Source organism: Streptomyces sp. NPDC048479 (assembly GCF_040651435.1).
Lineage (GTDB): Bacteria > Actinomycetota > Actinomycetes > Streptomycetales > Streptomycetaceae > Streptomyces.
This window is the reverse complement of the sequence record NZ_JBEZKA010000045.1, coordinates 12,244-37,307: the sequence shown is the minus strand read 5'-3', so window position 1 is coordinate 37,307 and position 25,064 is coordinate 12,244. Positions and strand designations below refer to the sequence as shown.

Annotated in this window: 23 protein-coding genes and 5 pseudogenes; 14 read left to right on the top strand and 14 right to left on the bottom strand. The window is 66.8% G+C overall.

What is annotated here, in order from left to right:
- Positions 1 to 136: 136 nt before the first annotated feature.
- Positions 137 to 505, top strand: coding sequence for a VOC family protein (locus AB0D12_RS37915; protein WP_362693693.1), 369 nt, complete (start codon positions 137 to 139; stop codon positions 503 to 505).
- A gap of 37 nt (positions 506 to 542) precedes the next feature.
- On the opposite strand, the gene AB0D12_RS37910 is transcribed toward AB0D12_RS37915, so the two are convergent.
- Both AB0D12_RS37910 and AB0D12_RS37905 read right to left on the bottom strand, forming a co-directional pair.
- Positions 543 to 1,787 (bottom strand): MFS transporter, encoded by a 1,245-nt coding sequence (locus tag AB0D12_RS37910; RefSeq protein WP_362693690.1) that lies wholly within the window; start codon positions 1,785 to 1,787, stop codon positions 543 to 545.
- A 644-nt stretch (positions 1,788 to 2,431) separates the two neighbouring features.
- Positions 2,432 to 3,532, bottom strand: a complete 1,101-nt coding sequence (locus AB0D12_RS37905; protein WP_362693687.1) for a M20 family metallopeptidase — start codon at positions 3,530 to 3,532, stop codon at positions 2,432 to 2,434.
- Between the two features lie 52 nt (positions 3,533 to 3,584).
- On the opposite strand from AB0D12_RS37905, the pseudogene AB0D12_RS37900 reads away from it, so the two are divergent.
- Positions 3,585 to 3,803 (top strand): annotated as a pseudogene (locus AB0D12_RS37900) (anthranilate phosphoribosyltransferase); the annotation flags it as partial.
- A gap of 60 nt (positions 3,804 to 3,863) precedes the next feature.
- Here the strand turns inward: AB0D12_RS37900 and AB0D12_RS37895 are convergent.
- Positions 3,864 to 4,250, bottom strand: coding sequence for a helix-turn-helix domain-containing protein (locus AB0D12_RS37895; RefSeq protein WP_327321381.1), 387 nt, complete (start codon positions 4,248 to 4,250; stop codon positions 3,864 to 3,866).
- A 157-nt stretch (positions 4,251 to 4,407) separates the two neighbouring features.
- Between AB0D12_RS37895 and AB0D12_RS37890 the strand changes: the two genes are divergently transcribed.
- Positions 4,408 to 5,379: an NADP-dependent oxidoreductase gene (locus AB0D12_RS37890; protein ID WP_362693684.1), complete on the top strand. Its 972-nt coding sequence runs from the start codon at positions 4,408 to 4,410 to the stop codon at positions 5,377 to 5,379.
- Between the two features lie 20 nt (positions 5,380 to 5,399).
- Positions 5,400 to 5,633, top strand: coding sequence for a hypothetical protein (locus tag AB0D12_RS37885; protein WP_362693681.1), 234 nt, complete (start codon positions 5,400 to 5,402; stop codon positions 5,631 to 5,633).
- A 264-nt stretch (positions 5,634 to 5,897) separates the two neighbouring features.
- On the opposite strand, the pseudogene AB0D12_RS37880 reads toward AB0D12_RS37885, so the two are convergent.
- Together AB0D12_RS37880 and AB0D12_RS37875 are read right to left on the bottom strand one after the other, a co-directional pair.
- Positions 5,898 to 6,011, bottom strand: a pseudogene (locus AB0D12_RS37880) (2Fe-2S ferredoxin); the annotation flags it as partial.
- A complete protein-coding gene (locus AB0D12_RS37875; RefSeq protein ID WP_362693678.1) occupies positions 5,966 to 6,583 on the bottom strand; it encodes a hypothetical protein in 618 nt (205 codons plus the stop codon). The pseudogene AB0D12_RS37880 and the gene AB0D12_RS37875, both read right to left, overlap by 46 nt.
- A gap of 18 nt (positions 6,584 to 6,601) precedes the next feature.
- Between AB0D12_RS37875 and aspA the strand changes: the two are divergent.
- Positions 6,602 to 6,840, top strand: a pseudogene (aspA, locus tag AB0D12_RS37870) (aspartate ammonia-lyase); the annotation flags it as partial.
- Positions 6,841 to 7,227: 387 nt separating this feature from the next.
- Here the strand turns inward: aspA and AB0D12_RS37865 are convergent.
- The 3 genes from AB0D12_RS37865 to AB0D12_RS37855 all read right to left on the bottom strand — a co-directional run bounded on the left by AB0D12_RS37865 (position 7,228) and on the right by AB0D12_RS37855 (position 12,235).
- Entirely contained in the window at positions 7,228 to 9,639 is a 2,412-nt protein-coding gene (locus AB0D12_RS37865) for a SpoIIE family protein phosphatase (protein WP_362693675.1), read from the bottom strand.
- 394 nt (positions 9,640 to 10,033) lie between these two features.
- On the bottom strand, positions 10,034 to 10,234 hold the full coding sequence (locus tag AB0D12_RS37860; RefSeq protein ID WP_362693672.1) for a hypothetical protein: 201 nt from the start codon (positions 10,232 to 10,234) through the stop codon (positions 10,034 to 10,036).
- A gap of 243 nt (positions 10,235 to 10,477) precedes the next feature.
- Positions 10,478 to 12,235, bottom strand: coding sequence for a GAF domain-containing protein (locus AB0D12_RS37855; RefSeq protein ID WP_362693669.1), 1,758 nt, complete (start codon positions 12,233 to 12,235; stop codon positions 10,478 to 10,480).
- A 207-nt stretch (positions 12,236 to 12,442) separates the two neighbouring features.
- Between AB0D12_RS37855 and AB0D12_RS37850 the strand changes: the two genes are divergently transcribed.
- The 8 genes from AB0D12_RS37850 to AB0D12_RS37815 all read left to right on the top strand — a co-directional run bounded on the left by AB0D12_RS37850 (position 12,443) and on the right by AB0D12_RS37815 (position 21,204).
- Complete coding sequence (locus tag AB0D12_RS37850; RefSeq protein WP_362693666.1) at positions 12,443 to 13,468, top strand: NAD(P)-dependent alcohol dehydrogenase; 1,026 nt, start codon at positions 12,443 to 12,445, stop codon at positions 13,466 to 13,468.
- Between the two features lie 17 nt (positions 13,469 to 13,485).
- On the top strand, positions 13,486 to 15,084 hold the full coding sequence (locus AB0D12_RS37845; RefSeq protein ID WP_362693663.1) for an extracellular solute-binding protein: 1,599 nt from the start codon (positions 13,486 to 13,488) through the stop codon (positions 15,082 to 15,084).
- Positions 15,085 to 15,165: 81 nt separating this feature from the next.
- Complete coding sequence (locus tag AB0D12_RS37840; RefSeq protein ID WP_362693660.1) at positions 15,166 to 16,044, top strand: sugar ABC transporter permease; 879 nt, start codon at positions 15,166 to 15,168, stop codon at positions 16,042 to 16,044.
- Positions 16,041 to 16,886 carry a carbohydrate ABC transporter permease gene (locus AB0D12_RS37835; RefSeq protein WP_362693657.1) on the top strand — a complete coding sequence of 282 codons (846 nt, stop codon included), beginning with the start codon at positions 16,041 to 16,043 and terminating at the stop codon, positions 16,884 to 16,886. Before AB0D12_RS37840 ends, AB0D12_RS37835 begins: the two co-directional genes overlap by 4 nt.
- Positions 16,883 to 17,971 carry an ABC transporter ATP-binding protein gene (locus AB0D12_RS37830; RefSeq protein ID WP_362693654.1) on the top strand — a complete coding sequence of 363 codons (1,089 nt, stop codon included), beginning with the start codon at positions 16,883 to 16,885 and terminating at the stop codon, positions 17,969 to 17,971. Before AB0D12_RS37835 ends, AB0D12_RS37830 begins: the two co-directional genes overlap by 4 nt.
- Position 17,972: 1 nt before the next feature.
- A complete protein-coding gene (locus AB0D12_RS37825; protein ID WP_362693651.1) occupies positions 17,973 to 19,052 on the top strand; it encodes an ABC transporter ATP-binding protein in 1,080 nt (359 codons plus the stop codon).
- 320 nt (positions 19,053 to 19,372) lie between these two features.
- Positions 19,373 to 20,557 (top strand): IS4 family transposase, encoded by a 1,185-nt coding sequence (locus AB0D12_RS37820; RefSeq protein ID WP_362693695.1) that lies wholly within the window; start codon positions 19,373 to 19,375, stop codon positions 20,555 to 20,557.
- Between the two features lie 266 nt (positions 20,558 to 20,823).
- On the top strand, positions 20,824 to 21,204 hold the full coding sequence (locus AB0D12_RS37815; RefSeq protein ID WP_362693648.1) for a hypothetical protein: 381 nt from the start codon (positions 20,824 to 20,826) through the stop codon (positions 21,202 to 21,204).
- 60 nt (positions 21,205 to 21,264) lie between these two features.
- On the opposite strand, the gene AB0D12_RS37810 is transcribed toward AB0D12_RS37815, so the two are convergent.
- The 3 genes from AB0D12_RS37810 to AB0D12_RS37800 all read right to left on the bottom strand — a co-directional run bounded on the left by AB0D12_RS37810 (position 21,265) and on the right by AB0D12_RS37800 (position 22,911).
- The gene (locus tag AB0D12_RS37810; RefSeq protein WP_362693645.1) at positions 21,265 to 21,930 is read right to left on the bottom strand and encodes a class I SAM-dependent methyltransferase; all 666 of its coding nucleotides are present in this window, start codon (positions 21,928 to 21,930) and stop codon (positions 21,265 to 21,267) included.
- A gap of 57 nt (positions 21,931 to 21,987) precedes the next feature.
- Positions 21,988 to 22,470 carry a hypothetical protein gene (locus AB0D12_RS37805; protein ID WP_362693643.1) on the bottom strand — a complete coding sequence of 161 codons (483 nt, stop codon included), beginning with the start codon at positions 22,468 to 22,470 and terminating at the stop codon, positions 21,988 to 21,990.
- A gap of 255 nt (positions 22,471 to 22,725) precedes the next feature.
- Positions 22,726 to 22,911 carry a hypothetical protein gene (locus AB0D12_RS37800; protein WP_362693640.1) on the bottom strand — a complete coding sequence of 62 codons (186 nt, stop codon included), beginning with the start codon at positions 22,909 to 22,911 and terminating at the stop codon, positions 22,726 to 22,728.
- Positions 22,912 to 23,028: 117 nt separating this feature from the next.
- Here AB0D12_RS37800 and AB0D12_RS37795 point away from each other — a divergent pair, with 117 nt between their 5' ends.
- Positions 23,029 to 23,790 carry an XRE family transcriptional regulator gene (locus AB0D12_RS37795; RefSeq protein ID WP_362693637.1) on the top strand — a complete coding sequence of 254 codons (762 nt, stop codon included), beginning with the start codon at positions 23,029 to 23,031 and terminating at the stop codon, positions 23,788 to 23,790.
- Positions 23,791 to 23,865: 75 nt separating this feature from the next.
- Here AB0D12_RS37795 and AB0D12_RS37790 read toward each other — a convergent pair whose 3' ends face one another.
- The 3 genes and pseudogenes from AB0D12_RS37790 to AB0D12_RS37780 all read right to left on the bottom strand — a co-directional run bounded on the left by AB0D12_RS37790 (position 23,866) and on the right by AB0D12_RS37780 (position 25,026).
- On the bottom strand, positions 23,866 to 23,958 hold the full coding sequence (locus AB0D12_RS37790; RefSeq protein WP_362693634.1) for a DUF397 domain-containing protein: 93 nt from the start codon (positions 23,956 to 23,958) through the stop codon (positions 23,866 to 23,868).
- Between the two features lie 137 nt (positions 23,959 to 24,095).
- Positions 24,096 to 24,210: pseudogene (locus tag AB0D12_RS37785) on the bottom strand (IS5/IS1182 family transposase); the annotation flags it as partial.
- Positions 24,211 to 24,243: 33 nt separating this feature from the next.
- Positions 24,244 to 25,026, bottom strand: a pseudogene (locus AB0D12_RS37780) (transposase).
- Positions 25,027 to 25,064: the final 38 nt, after the last annotated feature.

Below are 25,064 nucleotides of genomic sequence, written 5' to 3'. Positions count from 1 at the left end.
CGCACCCCGACGGACGTGGCTGCCCACCTCGACAAGTACGGCAGCCAGCCCCCGAGGAAGATCAAACCCGCATGTTGATTCTCTGCGAGCCCTAAGTCCAACAGTGCGATAGCCGTTCAGCCGTTACGGAGTTACCTTGCTCGCGCAGATGAAGCTAACGGCGATAACACTCGACTGCCCCGACCCATTGGCGCTGGCCGCGTTCTATCAGCAGGCCACCGGGCTCGAACTCCACGAAAAGTCCACCAGTGACTTCGCCGGGCTCACCCGCGGGGACGAGTACTTCATCGGTTTTCAGAGGGTCGATGACTACCATGCTCCGCACTGGCCCGACCAGACCATGCCGCAACAAGTCCACCTCGACTTCGCGGTCGATGACCTTGACGAGGCTGAGGACCTGCTGCTGGAGCTGGGCGCGGTCAAGCCGAAGTACCAGCCGGGCGGCGACAGGTGGCGGGTCTTCACCGACCCGGCCGGGCATCCCTTCTGCCTGACCAGAGGCTGAGTGCTTGTTTCCGCAACACCGCCCGCGCCGCCCTGTCTTACACAGCCGCCAAGGGCTCGAGTTCATCGGCGGCACGGGCGTCCCGGGTGCGGGAAACCGCGAGTACGAGTGCCTCGATGACCGCTCCACACAGTCCCACCCACAAGGCGAACCGATAGCTGACCTGGTCGGCGAGCAATCCACCGAGCGGCGCCCCCACCGCCACCATCCCCCAGTTGAACGAGCGGATGGTGGCGTTCATCCGGCCTCGTAGCCGGTCGGGCGTCACTGATTGGCGATAGCTCATCTCCACCGGGCTTTCGATCGAGATCGCCAACGACACCACGAAGAAGGCCAGCGATACCGAGAGCAGCCCCCACGGTCCACGTTCAGCAAGGACCAGCGGCAGCCAGGCAACCGCGGCAAGGATGCGGAACACGATCAAGGTGGCACCAACGTCCAGTCTTCGCACCACCCACCCCGAGAGTGCACCACCAAGTACCGCACCGAGCCCCGCGCAGGCGTAGGTCACTCCCAGGCCGAAGTCCCCGATCTTCAACTCACGCAGCGCATAAACCACGAAGACCGTGCTCACGATGGTGTTGAAGAGGAGCATCGCGTGCGAGGTCAGTGCGATGGATGCCAGCGTCCGATGGCGGTAGACCCAGGCCACACCCTCGTGTAACTCGCTGCCAAGGCTGCGCCGCGCGCCTCGATCGGGGACGGGATCGTGTGCTCGTACCGAGGCGAGCAGCATGCCTGACATCAGATAGGTGATTGCGTCCACCAGGATGGCAAGCGGTGCACCGATGAACCGGATCAGCACTCCGGCGATCAGTGGACCGGTCGAACCGGCCACCGCGCTGGCCTGCTCCATGCGGGCGTACCCCGCGTTGAGGAGTTCCTTGGGCACCAGCCGTGGCACGTAGGACTGGTTGGCCGCTTCGAAGAAGAGGCACAGCACTCCGAAGGCGAAGACGCACACGCACAGTGCAGCGATACTGAGCCGGTCCAGCACATACAGCAGGGGGATCGCACTGAGCAGGACAGCCCTGCCGAGATCCATGGCGACCATCATCGGCTTGCGCCGGCAGCGATCCACCAGTACCCCGGCCAAGAGGCCGAACAGTAGGTAGGGAGCCCAGCGGGCTGCGTTGACCAGGCCTACCTCCGTGGCAGATGCACTCAACGTGACGGCGGTGAGGATCTGCAGGGCCAGCCCAGAGACCTGCGAGCCGAAAGCCGAGACTGCGGAGGCGGTCCAGAAGCGTATGTACCCAGGAACGTCCATCAGACGCGGCATGTTCGGAGCGTACCCAGCGTGGCCTCTCTGCACTGCACCTGTTCGGCGGGTCCCGCGACCGGGGCGGTGCAATGGCGGTAGGAACTTGTGGTGAGGCGACGGCTGTTGCTGTGATGTGGTTCCTTGGTAATCGCTACTCCTGCTCTTCCTCCCCATTTGGTTGCACGATCAACGAGGGAGTTGGATGCGCCTGCTCGTTGACAGTTCGGTGCTCTACAGAGGCGGCGCGGGGGGCGTAATACGGTGCCTGTTCCCGGGAGCCGATCGTCATCTCGGCGGCTGCCGCGGGTTGTGCCATGTAACGCGGATCCGCTCAGCGGATTCGGCGGCTTGCCGGACCCCGGCCCGGTTGGCCGGTTGCCAGGCCGCCCGGTCGTGCAGGTCGCGCCCGAATAACGGGGGCCGATCTCGTAAGGGTGGTGCGCCTCCACCTCGACCGCGAGGTGGCCGAACCCCGGGGAGCGTCCGCAGCCGTTCAGGCGGCTCCGCGAGCACAACGGGCTCGAGATCGCCGCCACCGCCCCCGAGAGGAGGCGCCGCTAACCGCACCGCCGGCAGCGGGCACGATCACCGAACGCGAATCTCGGTGATCGCAGGTCGCGACCTTGCGTGATCGCTCACAGCTCGCGCATGCTCTCGTTCTCCTAGGTGTTCTGAATCGCGTTCACCAGTCCAGCAACAAGGTTCGCCCGCACGGCCATGGCTTCGATCACCAGGTACTCGTGGTCGGCGTGGGCACCGCCCCCGACTGCTCCAAGGCCATCGAGTGTTGGCACCCCCAGCGCGGCCGTGAAGTTGCCGTCGCTTCCGCCGCCGACTGCCTTGCCTTCGAGGCCAGGAAGCAGCTGCTTGGCCACCGCGAAGAGCTCGGCCGACGCCGACTCAGGCATCGGGGGTCGGCTGATAGCTCCCTGAACCGCGATCTCCGCCTCATCGAGATGCGGAGCCAGTGCTGCGAACGCAGCTTCGATTCGTTCTTTCTCGCCGGCCGACTCGACCCGGACGTCGACGAGGACGGTCGCCTCTGCGGGAACGACGTTGTCCAGGGTTCCTGCGGACGCGACGGTCGGGGTGACAGTCGTGCCCATGTCGGGTCGACCAAGCGCTGCGATATCCAGTACCTGGTGTGATGCTTCGATCAGGGCGTTGACCCCGGCTGCGGGCTCAAGACCTGCGTGCGACGCCCGGCCCGCGATAGCGACTTGGAACGTGCCGCAGCCTTTACGGCCGGTCTTCAGAGCTCCGCCATCAGCGGCGCCCTCGAACACAAGTACGGCGCCGCAAGCAAGGGCTCGTTCTTCAATGAGAGCTCGAGAGGAGCGGGAGCCGACCTCTTCGTCGGCGGTCATCAGGATCTCGACGCCTGATCGGTCATCGAGCGTCGCCAGTCCATGAACGGCCTGTACCAAACCGCCAAGCATGTCGAAAACCCCGGGGCCGGTTGCATGCCCGTCTTCGACCTTGAACGGGCGGCGTTCAAGGGTGCCGAGCGGAAACACCGTGTCATGGTGACCGAGGATCAGTACTTTGGGATCGCCACCAGCTGACCAGTGGACGTGCGGCCCGGCTTCGCTCTCAATGAGGACGGCCTGCCCGCCAAGACGGCTCTCGATGACAGTGGCGACAGCTTTGGCCGATACCGTCAAGGCGTCGAGATCGCGTGATGGAGACTCGATTTCGACGAGTGTCCTGAGGTCCTCAATCATCGCGTCAACACTCACATCGACGGTCTTGTGCATCGTCACGTTGGAAGGGTACTTGGTACGCCGTGACGGAATGGAGTGCGCAGGCGTTGCGGACATCGTGGGCACCGGCGGCGACGGCGCCCACACGGTGAACGTGAGCACCATGGCGGCCATCGTTGTCGCTGCTGCTGGTGCCCCGGTGGTCAAGAACGGCGGCCGTTCGGTGTCCAGCAAGGCTGGTTCCGCCGGAGTCCTCGAAGCCCTGGGCCTGCCACTCGACCTCACATCCGACGACGTGGCGCAATGCCTTCGCGAAGTCGGCATCGGCTTCATTCGGCTGAAGGTGCCGTTCGGAGCGCCCGCCTCCCGCTGGCCGCGCCCGGCGTTCAGCTCAGTCGCAGGCGGGCTCGTCGGCCCCGGCGGAGCGAATCTCGTCGAGGTGGAGCTCCACCCAGCCGCGCAGCTGACCCAGCGGCACGGCGACGCCGCGCCCCAGCTCGGTCAGTTCGTACTCGACGTGCAGCGGCACGGCCGGATAGACCGTGCGGTCGACGAAGCCGTGGAGCTCCAGCCTGCGCAGGGTGTTGGTGAGCACCTTGGGGCTGACACCCTGGAGCCGCCGCTGCAGCGAGCCGAAGCGCTGCGGGCCGTCCCCCATGGCACCGATGGCCAGCGCCGACCACTTGCTTGCCAGGACGTCCAGCACGTCACGGCATGGGCACTCTGACGCGAACACATCGTGATCGGCGTGCTGCCCCGTCGTACAGGGAACGGACATGAACGGTGCCTCCTATGTGGCTGTGACCTCGATGCTTCCCTGTAGATAGTAGTGGCCCTTGCGGGTTACCACTACCCGGCGGGTAGCTTTCGAGCGTCGATGATCAGCCGACCGGGCTGTGCGTCCGCACCCCGGCAAGGTATGCAGGAGAACCCAGATGAGCAGCAGTGAGACCATGCGCGCGATCACCCAGGACCGCTTCGGCGGACCCGAGGTGCTGCGACTCACCGAGGTGCCGCGGCCCGCGCCGCTGCCCACCGAGGTGTTGGTGCGGGTGCGTTCCGCGGGTGTGAACCCGGTGGACTGGAAGACCCGCGAGGGCGGCGGCATGGCGCAGGTGCTGGGCGAGCCGCCGTTCGTCCTCGGCTGGGACGTCTCGGGCGTGGTGGAAGAGCTCGGCTTCGGCGTCCATACGCTCGAGGTCGGCGACGAGGTCTACGGCGTGCCGTGGTTCCCGCGCCAGGCCGGTGCGTACGCGGAATATGTCACCGCGCCCGCACGGCAGTTCGCGCGCAAGCCCGCAGCTGTTGACCACGACGGTGCTGCCGCGGTGCCGCTGGCCGCGCTCACTGCCTGGCAGGCGCTCGCCGACGCCGCTCGGATCGAGGCAGGACAGCGGGTGCTGATCCACGCGGCAGCGGGCGGCGTGGGGCACTTCGCCGTGCAGTTCGCCAAGCATTTCGGCGCGCACGTCATCGGCACCGCGCGGGCCGCCAAGCACGACTGGCTGCGCTCGCTCGGCGCCGACGAGCTGATCGACTACACCCAGGTCCGCTTCGAAGAAGCGGTGCACGACGTCGACCTCGTCATCGACCTGGTCGGCGACGGGCAGGACTCGACCAGCACCCGTTCGCTGAAGACGCTGCGCCCTGGCGGCACGATCGTCGCGGTGCCGTCGGGTGTCTCCCCCGAACTCCTGGAGGCAGCCGGCGCACAGGGCCTGCGGGCTAAGCCCTTCCTGGTGGAGCCGGACGGCGCGGCGCTCACCAGGATCGCCTCACTGATCGACAAGGGCGCGGTGAGCGTCGAGGTCGAGGACGTGCTGCCGCTGGCGGACGCCGCCGAGGCGCACCGCCGGGGCGAGGAGGGCCGCACCCGCGGCAAGCTGGTGCTGCGCGTCACCGACTGAGCTTCTCTACTCCTTGCCTTGTGCCACCGAACCCGGAGCACGCCCCGAACTTGGAGCGGCTGGAGCGGCTGGAGCGGCCGGGGCACGTCGGCCGATCGCCGTACGCGTGCCGGTTGAGCGGAACGAGGCGTTCGTGTGGCTGCCGATGGTGGTCGCTGAGGACCTCGCCGCCCCGACAGCTGCGCGTGTACGCGGTGATCGCGTTCGCGGAGCAGATGGGCATCGCGGCCGGTGAGGAGACCGAGAAGAGCTGAACCCAATCAACTGAGACGAGCACCAGCATCCGCGCGCCCAAGACCAGATCGGATGAATTTTCGCCGCTTGAAGCCTCAATCCATCTGGTCGCCCCAGGTTGCAGCCCTGAAGGCTGACCGATCTCGTCGAAGTTTGACGATCGACCAGTTCGTCTCATCGAAGCCTGACTATGACTCCGGTGCCAGCAGCCAGGTTCCGCTGCTGGCACCCGAGTTGGTGGACGCGCCCTCCTCCAAGCTTTCCCCGGTGCGGTAGCCGGCCGACTAGTGGTTCTCTGAGGCGTGGCTGATCGTGTACTTGGGGATCTCGACGACCCAGTCCTCCTGGCCGATCAGGGCCTGGTAGGAGAGGCGTGAAGTCGCCTCCAGCCCCCAAGCCGCTCCACGAGCCCCGGGAGGGCGGGCGTGTCGCCGATCCGGGCAAGTGCCCAGCGCGCGTAGTCGCCGACGGTGCCGTCGATGAAGGTGACGCCGTCCTCACCCGGGTCATCGACAAGCGTGGCGAGCCGGTCGGCGTACACAGCCGCCCGCCGGCCGAGCATCGCCAGGAGGTTCGCCGCCTTGAGTCGCACAGTGCCGTCCGGGTCGGCCAGCAGTCCGCCCGCCACCGGCAGCAGCGCGGGTGCCGCGGACGGTCGTTGCACCAGCAGCCGCCACGCCTCGTCCCGCGCGGCCCGGCACAGGTCTGTGTCCCCGATCCGGCCTGCCGCGTCGGCCAGCCGGACCACGGACGCGGCCGCCGTTTTGGGGGAGTGGTCGAACAGGCTGCCCGTCCAGGAGACGACTTCCGCGCGGAAGAAAGCGCCGCTGTCGACGCCCGGCACCCACCAGACCGCCTCGAACTGTGGCCGCACGTCGGCGTCGGTGAGAATCTCCACCAACAGGTCGGCCTGCCGGACCGGCACGTCCGGGTCGAGGCACGCCCAGGCGTGCATGGCCGCGACCTTCATGACGGGGCCACCGTCAAAATCGTCGTCCACTGCCTCTCGTGATGCATCACCGCCTGCCTCGTACTCGCCGTACGCTGCGTTGCGGGAATCACCGCCAACACCGACGCCATGCGCGCTGCGGTCGAGACTCCATCGGCCTCGTCACCGCCCTGAACCCGCACATCGGCTACACCGCCGCCACCGGCAACGCCCAGGATGCTCTTGCCACTGGTCGTGGTGTCGCCGAACTCGTCCCGGAATTGGCGGCGGAGACGTAATTTCCTTTCCCAACTGACCGCGGGCAGCAGTAACAAGGCGAGGCGGCCGCCCGGCGGGGGTAGAGGTCACAGTCACGGAGGATCTTGTAGTTCTTCATGCGGGCGAAGGTATGTTCCACGCGGGCGCGGACCGTCTCGCCGGTCTCCGCTGCCAAGCCTCCGGCCGTGTCGCCGACCTCCGGCGCTGCGGTGACGGTCACGATGGGCTGTGGCTCGGGGTGCCGTGCTGCTGCAACTGCTGAGGACCGAGGCGGAGAGCAGGGCAGTGGCAATCCACGCGGTCCTTGGATGTTCATGTTCGCCCAAGTCCCGGATGCAGGAGGACGATCGGAGCGTAACGCTGCGCGGGCGGTATGTCCCCGCCGGGACGTACCTGTGCCCGACGGTTTACAGCCCCAGCAGTGGCTGCTCGGTCCAGACGGTCTTCCCCTCGCGGGTGTACCGCGTGCCCCAGCGCTCGGTCAGCTGGGCCACCAGAAACAGGCCGCGCCCGCCCTCGTCAGTGGTGCGTGCCCGGCGCAGGTGCGGTGAGGTGTGGCTGGTGTCGGTGACCTCGCAGATCAGGGAACGTTCACGGATGAGTCGCAGGGTCACCGGGCCGCTGGCGTACCGGTAGGCGTTGGTGACCAACTCGCTGGCGATGAGTTCTGTGGTGAAGGTCAGGTGTTCCAGGCCCCATTCGGTCAGCTGGGCTGTCGTCAGTGTCCTGGCCTGGGCGGCGGAGGTCGGGTCCAGCGGGAGTTGCCAGGAGGCGACGTTCTGCGGGGGGAGCACGCGGGTGCGGGCGATGAGCAGGGCGATGTCGTCGGCGGGGCGAGCGGGTACGAGGGAGTCGACCACCGCCTGACAGGTCCGTTCCAGAGGGTCGGTGGGGCGGGTGAGCGCCGCGCACAGCCGTGCCAGACCCATGTCGACATCGATGTGGCGTTCACCGATGAGTCCGTTGGTGTAGAGGGTGAGCAGGCTTCCCTCGGCCAGTTCGCTGTCCCGGGTCTCGAACGGCAGTCCGCCCAGGCCGAGCGGTGGGCCGGCGGGCAGCTCGAGCAGGCTCACCTGTCCGTCCGGGGTGGTCACCACCGGTGGTGGGTGGCCGGCGCGGGCCGCGGAGCACAGCCGGGAGACCGGGTCGTAGAGGGCATACAGGCAGGTGGCGCCGATGACCTGTTCGCCGACTTCTTCTTGTTCGGCGGCCAGCAGGTTGACCAGGTCGTCCAGGCGGGAGAGAACCTCGTCCGGTTCCAGGTCCAGGCTGGCAAGGGTCTGCACGGCGGTACGCAGCCGGCCCATAGTGGCTGAGGCGTGGAGGCTGTGGCCGACCACGTCGCCGACAACGAGCGCGACCCTGGCCCCGGACAGGGGGATGACATCGAACCAGTCGCCGCCCAGCCCCGAGGCCGCTCTGGCGGGGAAGTAGCGAGGGGCCACCTCGACGGCCAGTTGGTGCGGAACCGCCCTCGGCAGCAGGCTGCGTTGCAGGGTGAGCGCGGTCTGTTGCTGCTGGGTGTAGCGCCGGGCGTTGTCGATGCACACGGCGGCGCGCGAGGCGATTTCTTGGGCCAGTGTAAGGTCGTCCGCTTCGAACGGGTCGGGACGCCGCGAGCGCCATAGGCTCATCGTGCCCAGCACCAGGCCCCGTGCAGCCAGGGGCACCACGATCAGGGAATGGACACCGAGGTCGGGAGCATGCTCACCTTGGCGCGGTTCCGTGGTGAACCAGTCAGGGGGAAGAACCGATTCCAGTACGGCCCGCCCGTCGGCCAGGCACCTGGCTTGTGGGGCGTCCGGTGTGAACTCGACGGGCTTTCCTCCTGGCTGCGGCAGTTCGGGCTGCTGGGCCAGGACGCTGCGGACCGCCACCCGTACGACAGGCTCCGTCGAGCCCTGCGCCGGCTCCTCACCGCGTGTCACCGGTTGCGCCACGTCCACTGATACGTGGTCGGCCAGCTGAGGGACCATCACATCAGCGAGCTCCCAGGCCGTCTCTCCCACATCGAGCGTAGTTCCGATGCGGGCGCCAGCTTGGGCAAGGAGCGCCAGCCGAAGTCGAGCCCGATGGTGTTCGGTGACGTCCTCGACGGTCTCGGCCACTCCCAGGACCCGGCCCGAGGGATCCTCCAACCGGAAGGCCGAGACGGACGCGGCCCGCTCTCGTGCCGGATCCCGCTCCAGGCGGGAGTACTGCTCCGTGGAGATCAGTGATCTCCCGGTCTGCATCACCTGTCGCACCCGGTCCACGGCCTTGCGCGCGTCCTCGGCCACCAGCAACGCGCCGGTAGGCATCCCCCGGAAGGAGGCGGCCGGAACGCCGGTGAACCGTTCGATTGACCGGTTGACCCGGACAATCGTCATCTCGGGACTGTGGACGACAAGGCCGATCGGGCACCGGCGGAACAGCCCGTCGAGAACGGCGCGGTCCCTCTGCCACTCGAGGATCTCCGCCGCCGGTGCCCCGACAAGGAACCACTCGCGGACATGGCCATCGCGCAGGAGCGCACGTGCCCTGACCCCCATCTCCACAAGCCGCCCGCTGAGATGCCGAACCGTCAGTACACCGAACCAGCCGCCGGCTCTCCTGCATGCAGTTGCGGCGTCCTTGGCTGCAGGCAGGTCGCGGGGATCGATCAGGAGTTCGAGCGCCGGCCGGCCGATCACTGCTGTCTCCGGGTAGCCGAGCAGATCCTGGGCCTGCCGGCTCCATCCGACCACGGTTCCCCGGTCGTCGAGCACCGCCAAGGCGGCCAGGTGCACGGCGAACGGATCATCCCGGCTCTCGCTGAGCATCGTCACCCGCTGGTCCACTGCCGGACACCACCTCTACTCGGCTACCGATGTTCTCCCGCTGGTACTGGCGCGCGACCGAGACTGGCGTAGCTCAGCCCCGACCGGTCACTTCGCCGGGCAACAAGATGTCCGGTGCAAGAGACCAAAGTGATCCATGTGAGCCTATTGAATCCGGTCAAGCGAGGCAGCCTTCCGTGCGGAGTGCCGCGGCGTGGCAGCCATTCACCCGCACGGTCTCACCAGGTATCCGCCCGCCTCGCAGATACGGCTCTTTCCTAACGGATTCGGGGGAAGCACCGAACTGTCCGCGTGGCCCTCGCTGGATCTAACTTGTCGAGGCTTCTGCCGGCCGGAACGATGCTGTCCCGCAGTGAAAGGAGAGCGGCGACAGCGCCCAAGGCACCGGAGGCGCTCAGGAGGTGGCCAGGAGGTGGCCTGTCATCGACTTGGTAGTGGTAAATGCTGGGTGCGTTCCCGTGGCCTCGGCTACGGCCATGGCCTCAGCTACGGCCGTGGCCTCCGCGAGGTCTCCCTGAGGCGTGGACATGGCGTGCGCGTACACGAGGCCAATGTTCTCCGGTGCCAGACCGCCCGATTCCAACGCCATGCGCATGGCCTGTACCTGGCCAGTGGTGTCAGAGGCAGTGATGTGCTGGGCCCTCAACGTGATCCCCGCTGGGACGAGGACGCCATGAGCACGGGCGCCACGCGAGCGGGCGGACGCCGCTCGCTCCAGCACCAGGACGGCGGCGCCGTCACGCGGCCGTTGAGGGCCAACTCCGGTTCGCCGATGAATGCCGGTGCTGCCGCCACCATGCCCCCAGCAGGCAGGATCGGCAGATCCAACGAACCACTGCTAAGTGAGGCTCGATGGGACGATCCCGTAACGGCGCATCTTGCGGTACATGGTGGCGCGGGAGATGCCGAGATCCTGTGCGGTGCGCTGGACGTTGGAGTTGCGGTCCATCAGCCCGCGGAGAATGGCGTCCCGTTCCAGCGCTTCGATGGTGGTCAGGACTTTGTGCGAGGACACCCGGCATTCCGGCGGGAGATCCTCCACTCGCAGGATCCGGACGGACGGCCGCCGCGCCAGGCCACGGATCACCGACTCGAGCTGCCGGACATTCTCCGGCCAGGGGCAGCGCTGCAGCATCGTCAGCGCATCAGGGGAGCAGCTGCTCTCTCCGCTCGGCCTGTATTTCAGCAGGAAGAACCGGACCAGGTGCTCGATGTCCCCATAGCGATGACGGAGGGGAGGCACCTCCACGGAGGCGTCGCACAGACGGTCGAGCACGTCGTCGGTCGTGACCATGGACGGTTGGCTGGTCATGATCAGTTGCCCGGTGGCGGTCGTGTCCAGGTGTGTCAGGAGGCTTCGCAGCTGCTGGCGCAAGTCGGCAGCAAGAAGGTGGACATCGCGCAGGACGACCACATTCGACGGCTCGGCCAGCAGCTCACGGACGTTGCGCAGCCATTGCTCGGTGGCGTGCGTTGACTCCGACAGCGGCGCTTCCACCCTCTCGAGCCGGCGCCCGGCACCTTTGGCTCGGTGGAGGGCTTCGATCAGCGTCCTCTTCCCGGCCCCGGCTTCTCCCACGAGATGAAGCCAGGACCCGGCGACGAACGCCGCTTCGGTTTCGGCGACCGCGCTCAGCCATCGCGGGGAGGAGCCCACCAGGCCCAGGCCCGATCGTATGGATCCAGCGGAAGCGACCGGTCCGGACTGGGGACGCCCGATGACTCGGACTCGGAAGATGGTGCCCGCGTCGCTGTCCTCGCGCCGGCTACGGCTGACTCGGAGCTCGGCGATGCGTCCGGAGGGGAGTGCGATGCTCCGGGTCCCTTCGAACCGGGGGTCGTCGGCGATCTCACGTGCGTGGTCGAGCAGTGCGTAGTGATCCGTCCCTGTCACGGCCGACCTCAGCTGCTCGTTCATCATGACGACATCGCGATTGATGGCCAGGACAGGTCCGGGGCGCACCGAGGAGCACGCGTCCATGTAGTCCTGGAACAGGGCCCGTTCCCGTCGCGAGCTGATCGCGGCGATCTCACTCTCGATCTGGCCCGCGACAGAGCGGGCCAGGGCCATGAGCATGCCGGCTGAGCCCTGACGGGCCGTGGTCAGGTTGAAGGCTCCCAGCAGGGTGCGCCGGGTGGGATGCAGGATCGGTACGGCCGCGCAGTGGAAGTCCCGCAGCGCCTCGACGTAGTGCTGACTTCCGGCGATCATGACCGGGCGGCCGCTGGCCAGTGCGGTCCCGATGCCGTTGGTGCCCACGTAGCGCTCGGCGAACACGTGTCCCGGGGCCAGTTGCACTCGGTTCAGCCGCGTCGTCAGCGCCTGGTGGGAGACCATGCGGGACAGCACCACGCCGTTGCGATCGGTGACCATCGTGGACACCGGGTCGTCGGCCAGTTGCTCGTGCAGCCCGTTCAGGATCGGTAGCGCCGCTTTGGCGAGCGGGCTGTCCAGATTGGGGTTCTCGAGGTAGGGAGCGTCGATGCAACTCGACTTCACCTGGTACTCGATCGAGCGTTGCCAGGAGGCGACCACGAGCGGGCGGGCGCTTGGATCCTTGGTGATCGCCTGGTAAAGCTCTCTGGCTGCTGTCAATGAGCTGCCAGGTTGACGTCGGGGCATTTAACACTCCCGTATCGCGCGCGTCATCCCTCGGTGGAGTGATTGGAGCAGCTCGATGACGCCGCGCCTATGGCCTGTATCACATTGATACATCCGCGGACGCTTTGTGAGACATCGGCCTGCGCGCGGCGGGCTGTGTAATCGGCGCACCATCCACCCCGCCGATTCGCAGGGAGCGCCATGAAAGCCGTGCAGGTCATCGAGTACGACGAGCCGCCAGTGCTCGTGGATGTGCCGGACCCGCAGATCACCGGTCCGCTGGATGTGATCGTGAAGGTCGGGGGCGCGGGGGTCTGCCGCACTGATCTGCACATTCTCGAAGGACAGTGGAGCGACAAGAGCGGGGTTGTCCTGCCCTACACCATCGGTCATGAGAATGCCGGCTGGGTGCAGGAGGTGGGTCAGGCCGTCACCAACGTCAAGGTCGGCGACCCGGTCATCCTGCACCCGCTCGTGACCTGCGGCCTGTGCCGTGCCTGCCGGGCCGGCGACGACGTGCACTGTATGAACTCGGCCTTCCCGGGCATCGACACCGACGGGGGCTATGCGGAGTACCTGAAGACCACAGCCCGCTCAGTGGTGGCACTCGACCCGTCCCTTGAGCCGGCCTCGGTTGCGGCCCTGGCCGATGCCGGGCTCACGGCGTACCACGCTGTCGCCAAGGCGGCCCGGGTCCTGCGACCGGGCGATCGGGCTGTGGTGATCGGCGCCGGAGGTCTCGGGCACATCGGCATCCAAGTGCTCCGGGCCCTGTCGCCGGTCGAGATGATCGTGATCGACCGAAGCCCGGACGCTCTTGCCCTTGCCAAGGAACTGGGCGCAGAACACACGCTGGTCGCGGACGGGAATGAGAGCGAACGCGTCCTGGAACTCACCGGCGGGCACGGGGCCGAGGCGGTTTTGGACTTCGTGGGCGAGGGCGGTGCCGTCGAGACCGGCGTGGCCTGCCTGCGCCGCAACGGCAACTACTACGTCATCGGCTACGGCGGCCACCTCGACGTTCCGACGATCGACGTCATCTCCACCGAGATCAACTTCATCGGCAACCTCGTGGGGTCCTACAACGACCTTTCCGAACTGATGGTCCTGGCGGCCCAGGGCAAGGTCAGCCTGCACACCCAGCGGTACCCCCTGGCGTCTTTCCGTGACGCCCTCGACGACTTGTCCGCCGGTGCCGTCCGCGGCCGAGCGATCTTGATCCCGTGAGTCCAAGGAGCAGCCCCATGCGCAACAACTCGTACAAGGGCATGATCGCCGCCGCGGCCGTCGTGGCCCTCACCGCCACCGGATGTACCAGCCAGCACCAGGCGGAGAGCAAGCCCGACAAGCCGGCGCTGTTCAAGCCGGGTTCGGAGATCAGCTACAGAAAGTACGGCAAGGACTACCCGGCCACGAAGGTCAAGGACGTACCGGGTCCCTGCAGTTACGAGTCGATCAGCCGTAAGGACTACTCCGGGCAGACGCTGAAGATCATCAGCCATGCCGTCCCCGTCATCGGCGAGCCGACCCGCCTGCACGCCAGGCAGTTCGAGGAAATCACCGGGGCGAAGGTGGAGGTGATCAACGTCCCGTTCGGGGAGCTGCACCAGAAGATCCTCACGCCCCTGCAAGCAGGCCAGCCGGCGTACGACGTCATGTTCTACCCCTCCTTGTGGATCGGCGACATGGCCCCTCATCTGGCCCCGGTGCCGAAGAAGTATCTGGACACTCCCGGCATGAAGGACGTCACGAGGGCCTACATGGACGTGGCGACCTGGAACGGGAAGGTCGTGCAGTACCCCGTGGACGGCGACCGGCATTACCTCAAGGTCCGGACGGATGTCCTTGAGGACCCGAAGAGGCAGGCGGCGTACAAGGCGGCCACGGGCAAGGAACTCCGAACGCCCAAGACGTGGGCCGAATACCAGGAGATCGCGGGCTTCTTCAGCGGCAAGGACGTCGACGGTGACGGCAAGCCCAACTTCGGCAGCGCCGAGGTGACCAAGCGTGACGACCTGACCTTTTCCGCGTTCATCAGTCGTGCGGCGCCATATGTGAAGCACCCCGACGTCAAGGGTGGCCTCTTCTTCGACGTGGAGACCATGAAGCCGCTGATCAACACGCCCGGCTTCGTACGAGCCCTCGACGACATGGTCAAGGCCAAGCCGACCTGGGCGCCCGGAGGCGCCAACTTCGGTCTGGGTGACGAGATCTTCTCGTTCGGAGGCGGCCAGACGCTGATGTCCTATTCGTGGGACGACGCCTTCATCCAGGGCCAGTCACCGGACAGCAGGATCCGCAACAAGATCAAGGCAGCGGAGTTGCCGGGGTCCGACGAGGTCTACAACCTCACCAAGAAGGCGTGGGACAAGAAGCCGAACCAGGCCCCCTACTTCACCTGGGGATGGACCTCGGCGGTCGCCAAGGCCGCACGCAACCAGAAGATGGCCTTCGACTATCTGTGCTTCTTCAGCAACGAGGCCAACACCGCTCTCGATCTGACCATCGGCCGCTTCGGTGTCAACCCCTACCGCAACGCCCACTTCGACGCGGCGTTCTGGGAGAAGCAGGGGTGGGACAAGGACGTAGCGGAGTCGTACGTCAAGACACTCTCCGGCATGGAGAAGAGCACCAACCGCGTCTTCGACCTGCGCGTACCGGGTGTCAACGGATATATGTCCGCGCTGGCCAACGGCGTCGCCGCGGCGCTGGCGGGACAGAAGGATCCGCAGCGGGCGCTGGACGAAGTGGCCAAGGAATGGGCCAAGATCACCGAACAGATCGGCAAGGGCAAGGTCCAGAGCGCCTACCGAAACGTGGTCGCACTCGAAGACAACTCCTGACCCGATCGCAGGACGCCCCGGGTGGCCGCCCAAGCCGGCCGGCCACACCGGGGGCGCCCGCCCACTTCCGCAAGGAGAACCATGGACGGCCTGCGCCGACACAAGAGCATGTTCCTCCTCCCAGGACTACTCACGCTCGTGCTCATCATCATTTTTCCGCTGCTGTTCACCATTCGTGTCAGCTTCTCCGGCTGGAACGTCAGCAACCCTCAGATGGACTTCATCGGTGGGGCCAACTACGCCACGATGCTGCACGACAGTCGTTTCTGGGCATCGATCATGCGCCTGATCCTGTTGGCGGGCGGCACCGTCCTGCTCCAGTACGTCATCGGATTCGGGATGGCGCTGCTCGTCTGGCGTGACGTACGCGGCCGTCGTTTCTGGCGGGTGCTGTTCCTCATCCCCATGATGACCACCCCCGTAGTGATGGCCGCCATCTGGCAGATGATCTTCCACGAGTCCCTGGGCCCGGTGAATGATCTCCTCGGGATGCTGGGCCTGACCGAGGTTCCCTGGCTCACCGAGTCCGGGCCGGCGCTGGTCGCGCTGATGACTGTCGAGGTCTGGCAGTGGACCCCGTTCATGTTCCTGCTGCTGCTGGCCGGTCTCTTGAGTCTTCCCAAGGAACCGTTCATGGCCGCTGCGATCGACGGTGCCGACGTTTGGCGCACCTTCCGGAAGGTGACCTTCCCGCTCATGGCGCCGGTGTCGGTCGCGGCGGTCATCATCCGGCTGATCGAGGCGTCCAAGCTCTCCGACAGCGTCTACGTGCTCACCTCCGGGGGACCGGGCTCCTCCACGGAGACTCCCGGCTACTACCTCTACATCCAGGGGCTCCGCGATCAGCAGACCGGCTACAGCGGCGCGATGTCCCTGACGTATCTGGTCCTGATGATCGTCACGCTCACGGTTGTCGCCGCATTGCTCACCAGGGCCTTCAAGCTGAAGGGGGACTCATGAGGTCGAGCCTTTATCCCGTATTCAAGTACACCGTGATCGCACTCTGGGCCTGCTTCGTTGCGGGACCGTTCTTCTGGGCCATGACGACCAGTTTCAAGGACGCCAACGGGGTCCAGGGCGGCGCCACCTACCTTCCATGGATCCAGTACAAACCCACCGCCGCCGGGTGGCGCAACATCTTCGGCGGGGCCGGTGGTGTCGATGTGATGCAGCCGTTCCTCAACAGCGCCATCGTCACCATCACCGCCTCCGCCATCAGCCTCCTCCTCGGCTCCCTGGCCGCCTACGCATTGTCCCGTTACCGGTTCAAGCTCGGCTTCATCAAGAACAGCGACATCGTGTTCTTCTTCGTGTCACAACGAATCATGCCGCCTGTCGTCCTGGTGATCCCCTTCTTCTACCTCCTGCAGTGGGTCAACCTTCTGGACAGCATCGCGGGCCTGGTCATCGTGACGGTTGCCCTGCTGCTGCCTATCGCCGTCTGGGTGATGGTGGACTTCTTCAACGGCATCCCGCGTGAGATCGACGAGATGGCCATGCTCGACGGATGCGGCCCGTTGCAGACCTTCGTGCGTGCGATCCTGCCGAACTCCCTGCCCGGGCTCACCGTGGCTGCGATGTTCTGCGCGGTGTTCGGCTGGAACGACTTCTTCTTCGCCTTCAGGCTGACGTTCACCGAGGTGCAGACCCTGCCCCAGGCGGTCGTTGCCCTCAACTCGTCGATCCCGCCGTGGTGGACCCTGTCCGCCGCCGCCCTCTTCGGCGTAGCGCCGTTGGTCCTGCTCGCGCTCTGGGTGGAGCGCTATCTATCAAAAGGCAACCTGTCGGGAGCGGTCCGATGAACATGAGTACCACTGATCTGTGCCTGACTGTCGACGGCGTGAACCATCTCAAGGATGTGACCGCGACCTTCGTCCCGGGACGGCTCCACACTGTCATCGGCCGGACGATGGCGGGAAAGACAACGCTGCTGCGGGTGCTGGCCGGACTGCAGGTGGTGGACTCCGGCTCCCTGACCAGGGATGGAGCCGACTTCCTGAAAACGCCGGTCTGGCGGCGCGACACCGCCATGGTCTACCAGCAGTTCATCAACTACCCGCATCTCAATGTGTTCGACAACGTGGCCTTTCCGCTCAGGCGGGCGGGACTGTCACCAGCCGAGATTCAGCTACGTGTCAGGAAGACCCTGGCGAGTGTCGGCCTGGCCGACCTGGAGCGGCGCAAACCATCTCAGCTCTCCGGCGGACAGCAGCAGCGAGTCGCGGTAGCACGCGCCCTTGCCCGCGGCACGGGCATTCTCCTGCTCGACGAGCCGCTGGCGAACCTGGACTACAAGTTGCGTGAGCAGTTGCGCGACGAGTTCAAGACCCTCTTCTCGGACCAGGGCGACACGATAGTGGTCTACACGACCACCGAACCCGCTGAGGCGATGATGCTGGGGGACGTGGTACTGGTCATGCATGAGGGACAGATCCTCCAGATCGGCCCTCCGCAGGAGGTCTTTGAGCGCCCGGCGACGACCACGGTGGCGTCCATCATCAACGACCCGCCCATGAATATCTTCACGGGCCGTATCGAGGGCGGTCAGGTCACCGTGGCCGGCTTCCAGGCCACGCACGTATCCCCGCATCTCGCCGACCTGCCCGATGGCGCTTACCAGTTCGGCCTGCGGGCAACGGACGTCAGTCTGGCCTCCGCCGGTGTCGAGGGCGAAGTCACCTTCGTCGAGATTTCCGGGTCCGAGACCTTCGTTCACGCGGTCGTCGGCGAGACTCCGTTCGTCGTGCAGATCGAGGGCATCCACAACGTCGCTCTCGGTGATCTGGTGAAACTGCGGCTACGTCCGGAGCGGCTGTTCGCCTTCGACGAGAAGGGCACGCTCGTGCAGACACCTTCATACGATCTTGCTTCACTGGAAGGGCGTTGATATGGCGCAGTTGGACATCATCGACGTCGGGCACAGCTACGCGCCGGGTGTCGAAGAGGAAGGGTGGGCTCTCAAGCCACTGCAGCTGACCTTCGAAGCCGGCAGGACCTACGCATTGGTCGGACCGTCGGGTTGCGGCAAGACCACGCTGCTGAACATTCTGTCCGGTCTGGTCAAACCGTCACAGGGCCAGGTCCTGTTCGACGGCGTGGACGTCACGGCTCTGCCCACGAAGGCGCGCAACATAGCCCAGGTGTTCCAGTTTCCCGTCATCTACCAGTCCATGACGGTGTACGAGAACCTCGCCTTCCCGTTGCAGTGTCGCCGCTGGGACAAGGCGAGGATCGACGCCAAGGTCCACCAGGTCGCCGAGGCACTGGACCTGGATGATCGGCTCAAGCAGCCCGCCCGGCGGCTCACCGCCGACGACAAGCAGCTGATCTCGCTCGGCCGTGGTCTTGTCCGCGACGACGTGGCGGCCGTACTCATGGACGAGCCGCTGACCGTCATCGATCCGCAGCTGAAGCACTCGCTGCGGCGCAAAATCCGTGAAATCACCGAGCACTTCCAGCCCACGGTGATCTACGTTACTCACGACCAGTACGAAGCAATGAGCATTGCCCAGGAAGTACTGGTCATGAAGGACGGCCGCGCCATGCAGCAGGGCACGCCGGAGCAGCTTTTCGAGGCACCCTCGTCAGCGTACGTCGGCTACTTCATCGGCTCCCCGGCGATGAACTTCCTTGCAGTGGACGGGTCACGCGGGAACTTCACCCTTGGCGGCCGAGCCCTGGCGGTGGCGTGGGACATCCCGGATGGCACCACCGAGGTCCAGGTGGGAATCCGGCCCGAGTACGTCAAGATCGTCACGGAACCCGGGCCCAATACGTTTCCCGCCCGGCTTCGGGGCGTCCGGGACCACGGGCCGCAGCGCGTGCTGGAGATCGAGGTGGCCGGTCGGCTCATCAAGACGAAGGTGCCGCGGGAGGACGGTGTTCCGGGGATCGAGGAATTCCTGGTGCACCTGCCGCGGGCCAAGTCCCTCCCCTATTCGGACGGTTGTCTGGTACTCCAGTCGTAGTTGTCTTGTTGCCGACGGCAGTTTGGTTGCCGTTGGGCAGGAGAGGCGCCCGGCCCCATCGAGACCACTGCCGACCGCGCGGGCGACACCGGTGAACTCGCCTTCCTCGCCCGGCAGGGGCCGCCGCGCTGCGCGTCACCGACGCCATCCAGCGGGGCATCGACCACGACATCGTCGTCCAGGCACTGAAGGACGCCGGCGTTCACGTTGCGTACGCCCTGGATGGTGTAGGTCAGGTGGAAGCGTCGGCCGATCACGGTCTTGATCCAATGCCGTTGTTTTCGCTTCGGGCGTAGGCTGTTTTGCGACGAGGCCCGGGGGTGGTTTGGGTGTCTGGGAGTGTGTCTGAGTTATCGGGTCTGGGGTTGTTGACCTGGGTTTTTCCACCGGGGTTGGTGGATCGGGTGGTAGCTGCCTGCGGGTGCAGAGAACAACGCAAGCGGCTGCTTCCCGCCCGGCTGGTGGTGTATTTCGTGCTGGGGCTGGCTCTGTTCTCTCCGGCGCCGTATCTGGAAGTGATGCGGCACCTGGTGGAGGGCCTGCGAGGCCAGGGACTGCTGGGCGGCTGGCACGTGCCGGCGAAGTCGTCGCTGTTTCGGGCCCGGCAGCGGCTGGGCTCCGAGCCGCTGCGGGTGCTGTTCGCCACGACAGCCAGGCCGATGGCCACCGAGGCGACACCCGGTGCGTTCTGGCGGGGCTTGCGGCTGCTGGCGGTCGACGGGACCTGCTGGGACGTTGCTGACACTGAAGCCAACGAGGCTGCCTTCGGTCGTCCGGGCAGCGGCCGCGGGTCGGGCAGGAGCGCATTTGTGCAGGTGCGGATGGCTGCTCTGGTGGAGGTGGGCAGTCATGCGGTGCTGGACGCGGAACTCGCCGGCTGCCGCACCGGGGAGGTCACCCTGGTCGGCCGCCTGACCCGTTCGGCCGGCCCGGGACAACTTGTCCTGGCCGACCGTGAGTTCCTCGGGGTCCCGTTGTGGCAGGCATTCACCGCCACCGGCGCGGATCTACTGTGGCGGGTGCCCGCCAACCGTGTCCTGCCGGTCACCCGGCAGCTGCGCGACGGGTCATGGCTGTCACAGATCCGCGCCAGTGGCGGCCCTGCCCGGCATGAGCCGGTCGTCCGTGTCCTGGCCTACCAGCTCAAAGGCACCGCCGGCCAAGGTGCGGCTGAGGGCTACCGCCTGGTCACGACCCTGCTGGACGCCCGACGGTATCCGGCCCGGCAACTGGCCGCCCTCTACCGCGAACGCTGGGAGGTCGAGACCGTCGTCGAAGAGATCAAGACCCATCAGCGTGGCGCACGCGTCGTGCTGAGCAGCAAAACCCCCGACGGTGTCCGCCAGCAGATCTGGGCGCACCTGCTGGTCCACCATGCCCTGCGTGAACTCATGCTGAGAACGGCTGCCACCCGTGGTCTGGACCCGGACCGGGTCTCCTTCACCGAAACCCTGCGCTCTGCCCGGCGCAGCGTGACTGTCACGTCGGGCAGTTTTTCCCCCTGACCTCCTGGTCAGGGCCCTGGTATGGCTCGAGCAGGACCTCCTGGAACGACTCCTGCCGGTCACACGCCTGCGCAGCCAGCCCCGAGTGGTGAAACGCAAAATGTCCAACTACCGACTCAAGCGGCCTGAACACCATGCCTGGCCCCAACCCACCCGCACCGGCACCCAAGCCATCCTCATCACAAGACCCCAACCCGCAGGACCGTAATGCAACGGCATTGGGGCTAGATCGGTGCTCGCAGAAGCGGGGTGTGCCATCGTTCTGCATGCTTCATTACCACTTCACCGACGCCGATCACTGGCCCGACGTGCTGTCATGCGCGGAGATACGCCCTACTTGGCAGCGCGGCGGATCGCCGTTGACCGTGCACCTGAGCAAGGATCCTGATCCTTCAGGCCTTCGGTGGAAGCTGCGAGACCGGACGGTACGCATTGCGGTTCGGGTTCCGCACGACGAGGCGCACTCGTGGCTGGAGTGGTCCCGCCCGTACCTGGCCCCCGAGGAACGCTTCTCTCTCATCGAGCCGAGCAGCGTCAACCAGTGGAACGGCGATCCGGCGTCCTGGTTCATCGTCGAGCGACCGATCCCGATGGCCGATTGGGTGTACGCCGAGGACCTCGCTGCCGTGCAGCGGCTATGGCCATGAAGGAGTCCCGGCCTGCCCTCAGGGGGTGCAGGCAGACCGGGGCGACCGGGGACGGGCGCGCTATCCGTGCGTGCGGACGAGGAGCGTGCCGACCTTCCGCGGTCCAGGCGGGGCCGGCAGGACGCGAGCCGACGCCGCGGCGAATCCGTGCTCGGCCAGGATCTCCACCCACCGCTCGGGCTCGTAATCCCAGCGCTTCACGACAAGCGGGTCCTCGTCCTCGGACCGGTTGATGTACGAGGCCTGGCACCCGTAGCAGCCCTCAACGGGAGGCCGCTGTGAGAACGCGAGGACGCCGCCGGGGCGCAGCCGCTTGCGGATGACGGGCAGTAGGTCGTCCGGGTCTGTGAACCAGAGGGCACCGAACACGGAGTAGACCGCGTCGAGGTCCTCGGCCGTGTCGGCGAGGAGCTGCACGGCGTCACCGTGGCGTAGGACCATTCCGTCGACGTCGCCCCAACGCGCCTCTGCGGCTTTCAGCTGGGCGAGGGACATGTCGATGCCGACCGCGCGGACGCCGAGCGTGGCGACGTGGGCCAGATTGCCCGCCTTGCCACACCCCAGCTCCAGCACGGATGCGCCGGGACCGACACCGAGCACTTCCGCGCCGGGGCCATGGTCGGGGTACTGGGTCCAGTTGAACCAGGTCGTCTCGCCGGCGGCGTTCGTGGGGCGCCGCTCGGGCTTCTGCTGCGAGTAGGTGTCCCACGCCTTGGTGTCCGTCACTGCTGCTCCGTTCGTGGGGCCGACCGCCCGGCGGTGATCCGGGCGGTCGGGGTGGGGCTACTGCTTCTTGCCGCCGTTGGGGCTGTCGCTGCACCCGGCGTGGCACTGGGAGCAGTCACCCATCTTGGCGGCCGCGGGCCACAGTTCGTGGTCGATCGCGAATCCTGCCGCGGTGATGGCCGCGAGGGTGCGCTCGCGCGCTACCTCAGGGCCGCCCTCGATCTCTTCGCCGTCGGGCGTGGGGACATGGTGGATGAACCGGCCCGCGATCTGCTCGCAGAACACGGCGTAGTCCACGGTGTGGAGGATCCAGGTGTGCCAGCCGATGTCTACGAGCTTGCTCGGCGACAGTTCGGCTCCGGGGCGCTGGGCGCCTGCGGCCAGGAACGTGGCGGTCTGGCCGATGATGCGCCGTGCGGTGGCGTGGTCGATCTCGGGGTGGTCCTTGACTATGCGGGCGGCGAGGCGCTCCCTCATCTCGGAGCCGACGAGTTCGGCCGGGTTGGTGGTGCCCACGGGACGGTCTAACGCGATGGTCATCTTTCCTCCTGTGTGGACGTCGCCCTCGGGTGAGGGCAGCCCCGTCCGCACCGGATCAGGGGTGCACCGGTGCGTACGGGAGTCGGTGGGGTGTAGCTACAGGCGGTCGGCAGTCGGCGGGTTCGGCGTGTATGACGATGCGAACGTCGGGGCCGGACATACGGGGCACCCAGTGAATGAGCCCGTTGTCGGTGTGCTGGCCGCACGCGGAGCACACGCCGGTTCCATGCTCGGGCTTTTCGTCCCACATCGGACTCACAGGGTCCTCGCCTCGCTGCAGCGCGGGCAGTCGCACGGCGGGTAGGCCATGGAGAACGGCGGCTCCTCGGCGGCCGGGAGTACACGCGCCTTGACGGGGGTCCGCACGTGCGTCTGCGGATCGACGCGGTACACGCTGATGGCGAGACCGGGGTGACCCTTGCCGCTGCCTGTAGTTGTCACGCATTCAAAATGGGGTTGCCACGGAGAGTTGCGCGGCGTCAGTGCAGGCGTCAAACCGGCGACATAGGGGGCGTCATTTCGGTGTCATTCCCGGCGGGACGCCGCTACCGTTCTCTCATGGCCACACCGAACAGCGCACTGCGAGCGGTCCGCATGGGCCTGCTCATGTCCCAAGACGACTTTGCCCGCGCCGTGCGAGATGCCGGTACGCGCGCGGGCCAGCCCAACGACGCCAACAAGCGGCTCGTACAACGCTGGGAATCCGGCGCCACCACAGCACCCCGCCCCGTGTACGCCCGCGCCCTGGAGTCCGTCACCGGCCTGCCCATCGAATCCCTGGGCTTCAGCGGCACCGTCCCCATGGCGCGCGTCTCCGACGACGGGCACGGCGGCCACGACGTCGAATCCTCCGTGAACGGCATCGCGCCGGCGGCTGCCACTCCGATGGCCGAACCGCAGGGCGCGCACCGGAATTACTCGGGCGTGTGGCTGTCCCGCTACGAGTACTTCTCCAGCGGCCGCGACTCGTCCTTCACTGGGCAGCACTACGTGGTGCTGCTGCAGCATGGCAACCGGCTGTCCGCGCGGAGCCTGCCCGGCTCCAGTGACTCGCCGCTGACGATGGATCTGGAGATCGACGGTCACGTCGCCACCGGTACGTGGACCGAGCAGACCGAGACCGATGGCTACTACCGGGGCGCCCGCTACCACGGGGCGATCCAGCTGCTCGTCGAGCCGACCGGCCGCCGCATGACGGGCAAGTGGGTGGGCTTCGGTAAGGAGTTCGACGTGAACACAGGGCCGTGGGAGCTGGTCTTTCAGGACGGGTCGACGAACAAGGCGACCCTCGCGGCGTACAACAAGCGACCAGACGCCTGACCCCGGACGCACGAAGGCGGCCCCTCCCACCCGAAGGCGGCCCCTCCCACCCGAAGGTGAGAGGGGCGCATTCCGTCACGCATTGTGTTTCGCCCAGTCGACGAAGCCCTGCCAACTGGCCCGAGAGAGCGGCACACGGGCACCAGTCGGCCGCTTGCTGTCCCGCACCAGTACGCCGGGTCGGCAGCACCTGCACTGTCAGCGAGGGGCGTAGCGCCGTCAGGTTCAGCAGGTGCTCCAACTGCCCGAGGAGCACCAGCCGTCCGCCCACGGTCTGGCGGGTGAGGGCGGTGGGTCATGAGCATGATGGCTGCGATCGTGATCACCGCTTCGGAGTGCTCGGGCAGCGTCTCGTAGTCTCGTGCGTTTCGGCGGGCGTTCATGATCCATCCCAGGGGCTCGCTCTAGGACCCACCGGCGCGAGGACGAAGCCGACCGCGTTCTTGGGCCTGCTCAACCGTCTTGATGGTGAGGTCCGGTAAGGGACTTCGCCCAGTCCACAAGGGTGCTCGCATAGGCGGAGTCAGCCCAGACGATGGCCAGTTCGGGGTCAATGAGCCGTAGCCGGAAGAGGACTTCGCGCCCGACGGTGGTGACGGCGGGCTCGGGCCAGGTCTCCGGCTTGGCGAAGCGGAACTCCGGCCCGTGCTTGGGTGGGCGTCCGACCTTCGGGTCGTAGACTCGCGGCGGTTTCGGAAGGCGCATCACCCGGTCAGAGGGGATCCGGCCGGACCAGCTCGACCGGCCAAGTCGCGCAGGACCCAGGCCAGGCGCGTGACGTCGTATCCGGCATTACCGACGATCACGATGTCCGGATCCCCGGTCGCCACTGGTCGGCGGCGTCAGCCGCACGACCGCCTCGCGCAGCTGAGCTGCGGTCACCGCGGTGGCGTGATCGGCGGGACCGAGCCGGACGACGTCGAGGACGGTGGTCCAGGAGGTGCGGCCCGGCTCCAGCACGGCCACGAAGGAGTACGGCCAGCCCGGAGTGAACTGCGAGGCGCTGTTCGCCCGGCCGTAGACGTGGCAGAACAGTCGCTCGGCCGAACACGGAGCGTCCGAGCGTAACCATGGCGAGGCATCCACGGCCAGGACCAGCCGTCCGTCCGGGAACCGCGGCAGCGGCAGGCCCGGCAACGCATTGCGGAGCTGGCCGACCTCGATCTGGCCGCGGTTCAATCCTCCGTACAACGCGCCGTGCCCGCACCGGTGTTCGGGTAGCAGCGTCAGATTCACCGGAGATCTGACCGGCCGTCCGCGCACAGCACGCGTCC

What these genes read in the sequence shown, in the direction of transcription:
- AB0D12_RS37910 (WP_362693690.1), bottom strand. Translation starts at nt 1,787, where the DNA reads ATGCCGCGTCTGATGGACGTTCCTGGGTACATACGCTTCTGGACCGCC.
- AB0D12_RS37895 (WP_327321381.1), bottom strand. Translation starts at nt 4,250, where the DNA reads ATGTCCGTTCCCTGTACGACGGGGCAGCACGCCGATCACGATGTGTTC.
- AB0D12_RS37890 (WP_362693684.1), top strand. Translation starts at nt 4,408, where the DNA reads ATGAGCAGCAGTGAGACCATGCGCGCGATCACCCAGGACCGCTTCGGC.
- AB0D12_RS37875 (WP_362693678.1), bottom strand. Translation starts at nt 6,583, where the DNA reads ATGAAGGTCGCGGCCATGCACGCCTGGGCGTGCCTCGACCCGGACGTG.
- AB0D12_RS37860 (WP_362693672.1), bottom strand. Translation starts at nt 10,234, where the DNA reads ATGCGCATGGCGTTGGAATCGGGCGGTCTGGCACCGGAGAACATTGGC.
- AB0D12_RS37850 (WP_362693666.1), top strand. Translation starts at nt 12,443, where the DNA reads ATGAAAGCCGTGCAGGTCATCGAGTACGACGAGCCGCCAGTGCTCGTG.
- AB0D12_RS37845 (WP_362693663.1), top strand. Translation starts at nt 13,486, where the DNA reads ATGCGCAACAACTCGTACAAGGGCATGATCGCCGCCGCGGCCGTCGTG.
- AB0D12_RS37840 (WP_362693660.1), top strand. Translation starts at nt 15,166, where the DNA reads ATGGACGGCCTGCGCCGACACAAGAGCATGTTCCTCCTCCCAGGACTA.
- AB0D12_RS37835 (WP_362693657.1), top strand. Translation starts at nt 16,041, where the DNA reads ATGAGGTCGAGCCTTTATCCCGTATTCAAGTACACCGTGATCGCACTC.
- AB0D12_RS37830 (WP_362693654.1), top strand. Translation starts at nt 16,883, where the DNA reads ATGAACATGAGTACCACTGATCTGTGCCTGACTGTCGACGGCGTGAAC.
- AB0D12_RS37825 (WP_362693651.1), top strand. Translation starts at nt 17,973, where the DNA reads ATGGCGCAGTTGGACATCATCGACGTCGGGCACAGCTACGCGCCGGGT.
- AB0D12_RS37815 (WP_362693648.1), top strand. Translation starts at nt 20,824, where the DNA reads ATGCTTCATTACCACTTCACCGACGCCGATCACTGGCCCGACGTGCTG.
- AB0D12_RS37805 (WP_362693643.1), bottom strand. Translation starts at nt 22,470, where the DNA reads ATGACCATCGCGTTAGACCGTCCCGTGGGCACCACCAACCCGGCCGAA.
- AB0D12_RS37795 (WP_362693637.1), top strand. Translation starts at nt 23,029, where the DNA reads ATGGCCACACCGAACAGCGCACTGCGAGCGGTCCGCATGGGCCTGCTC.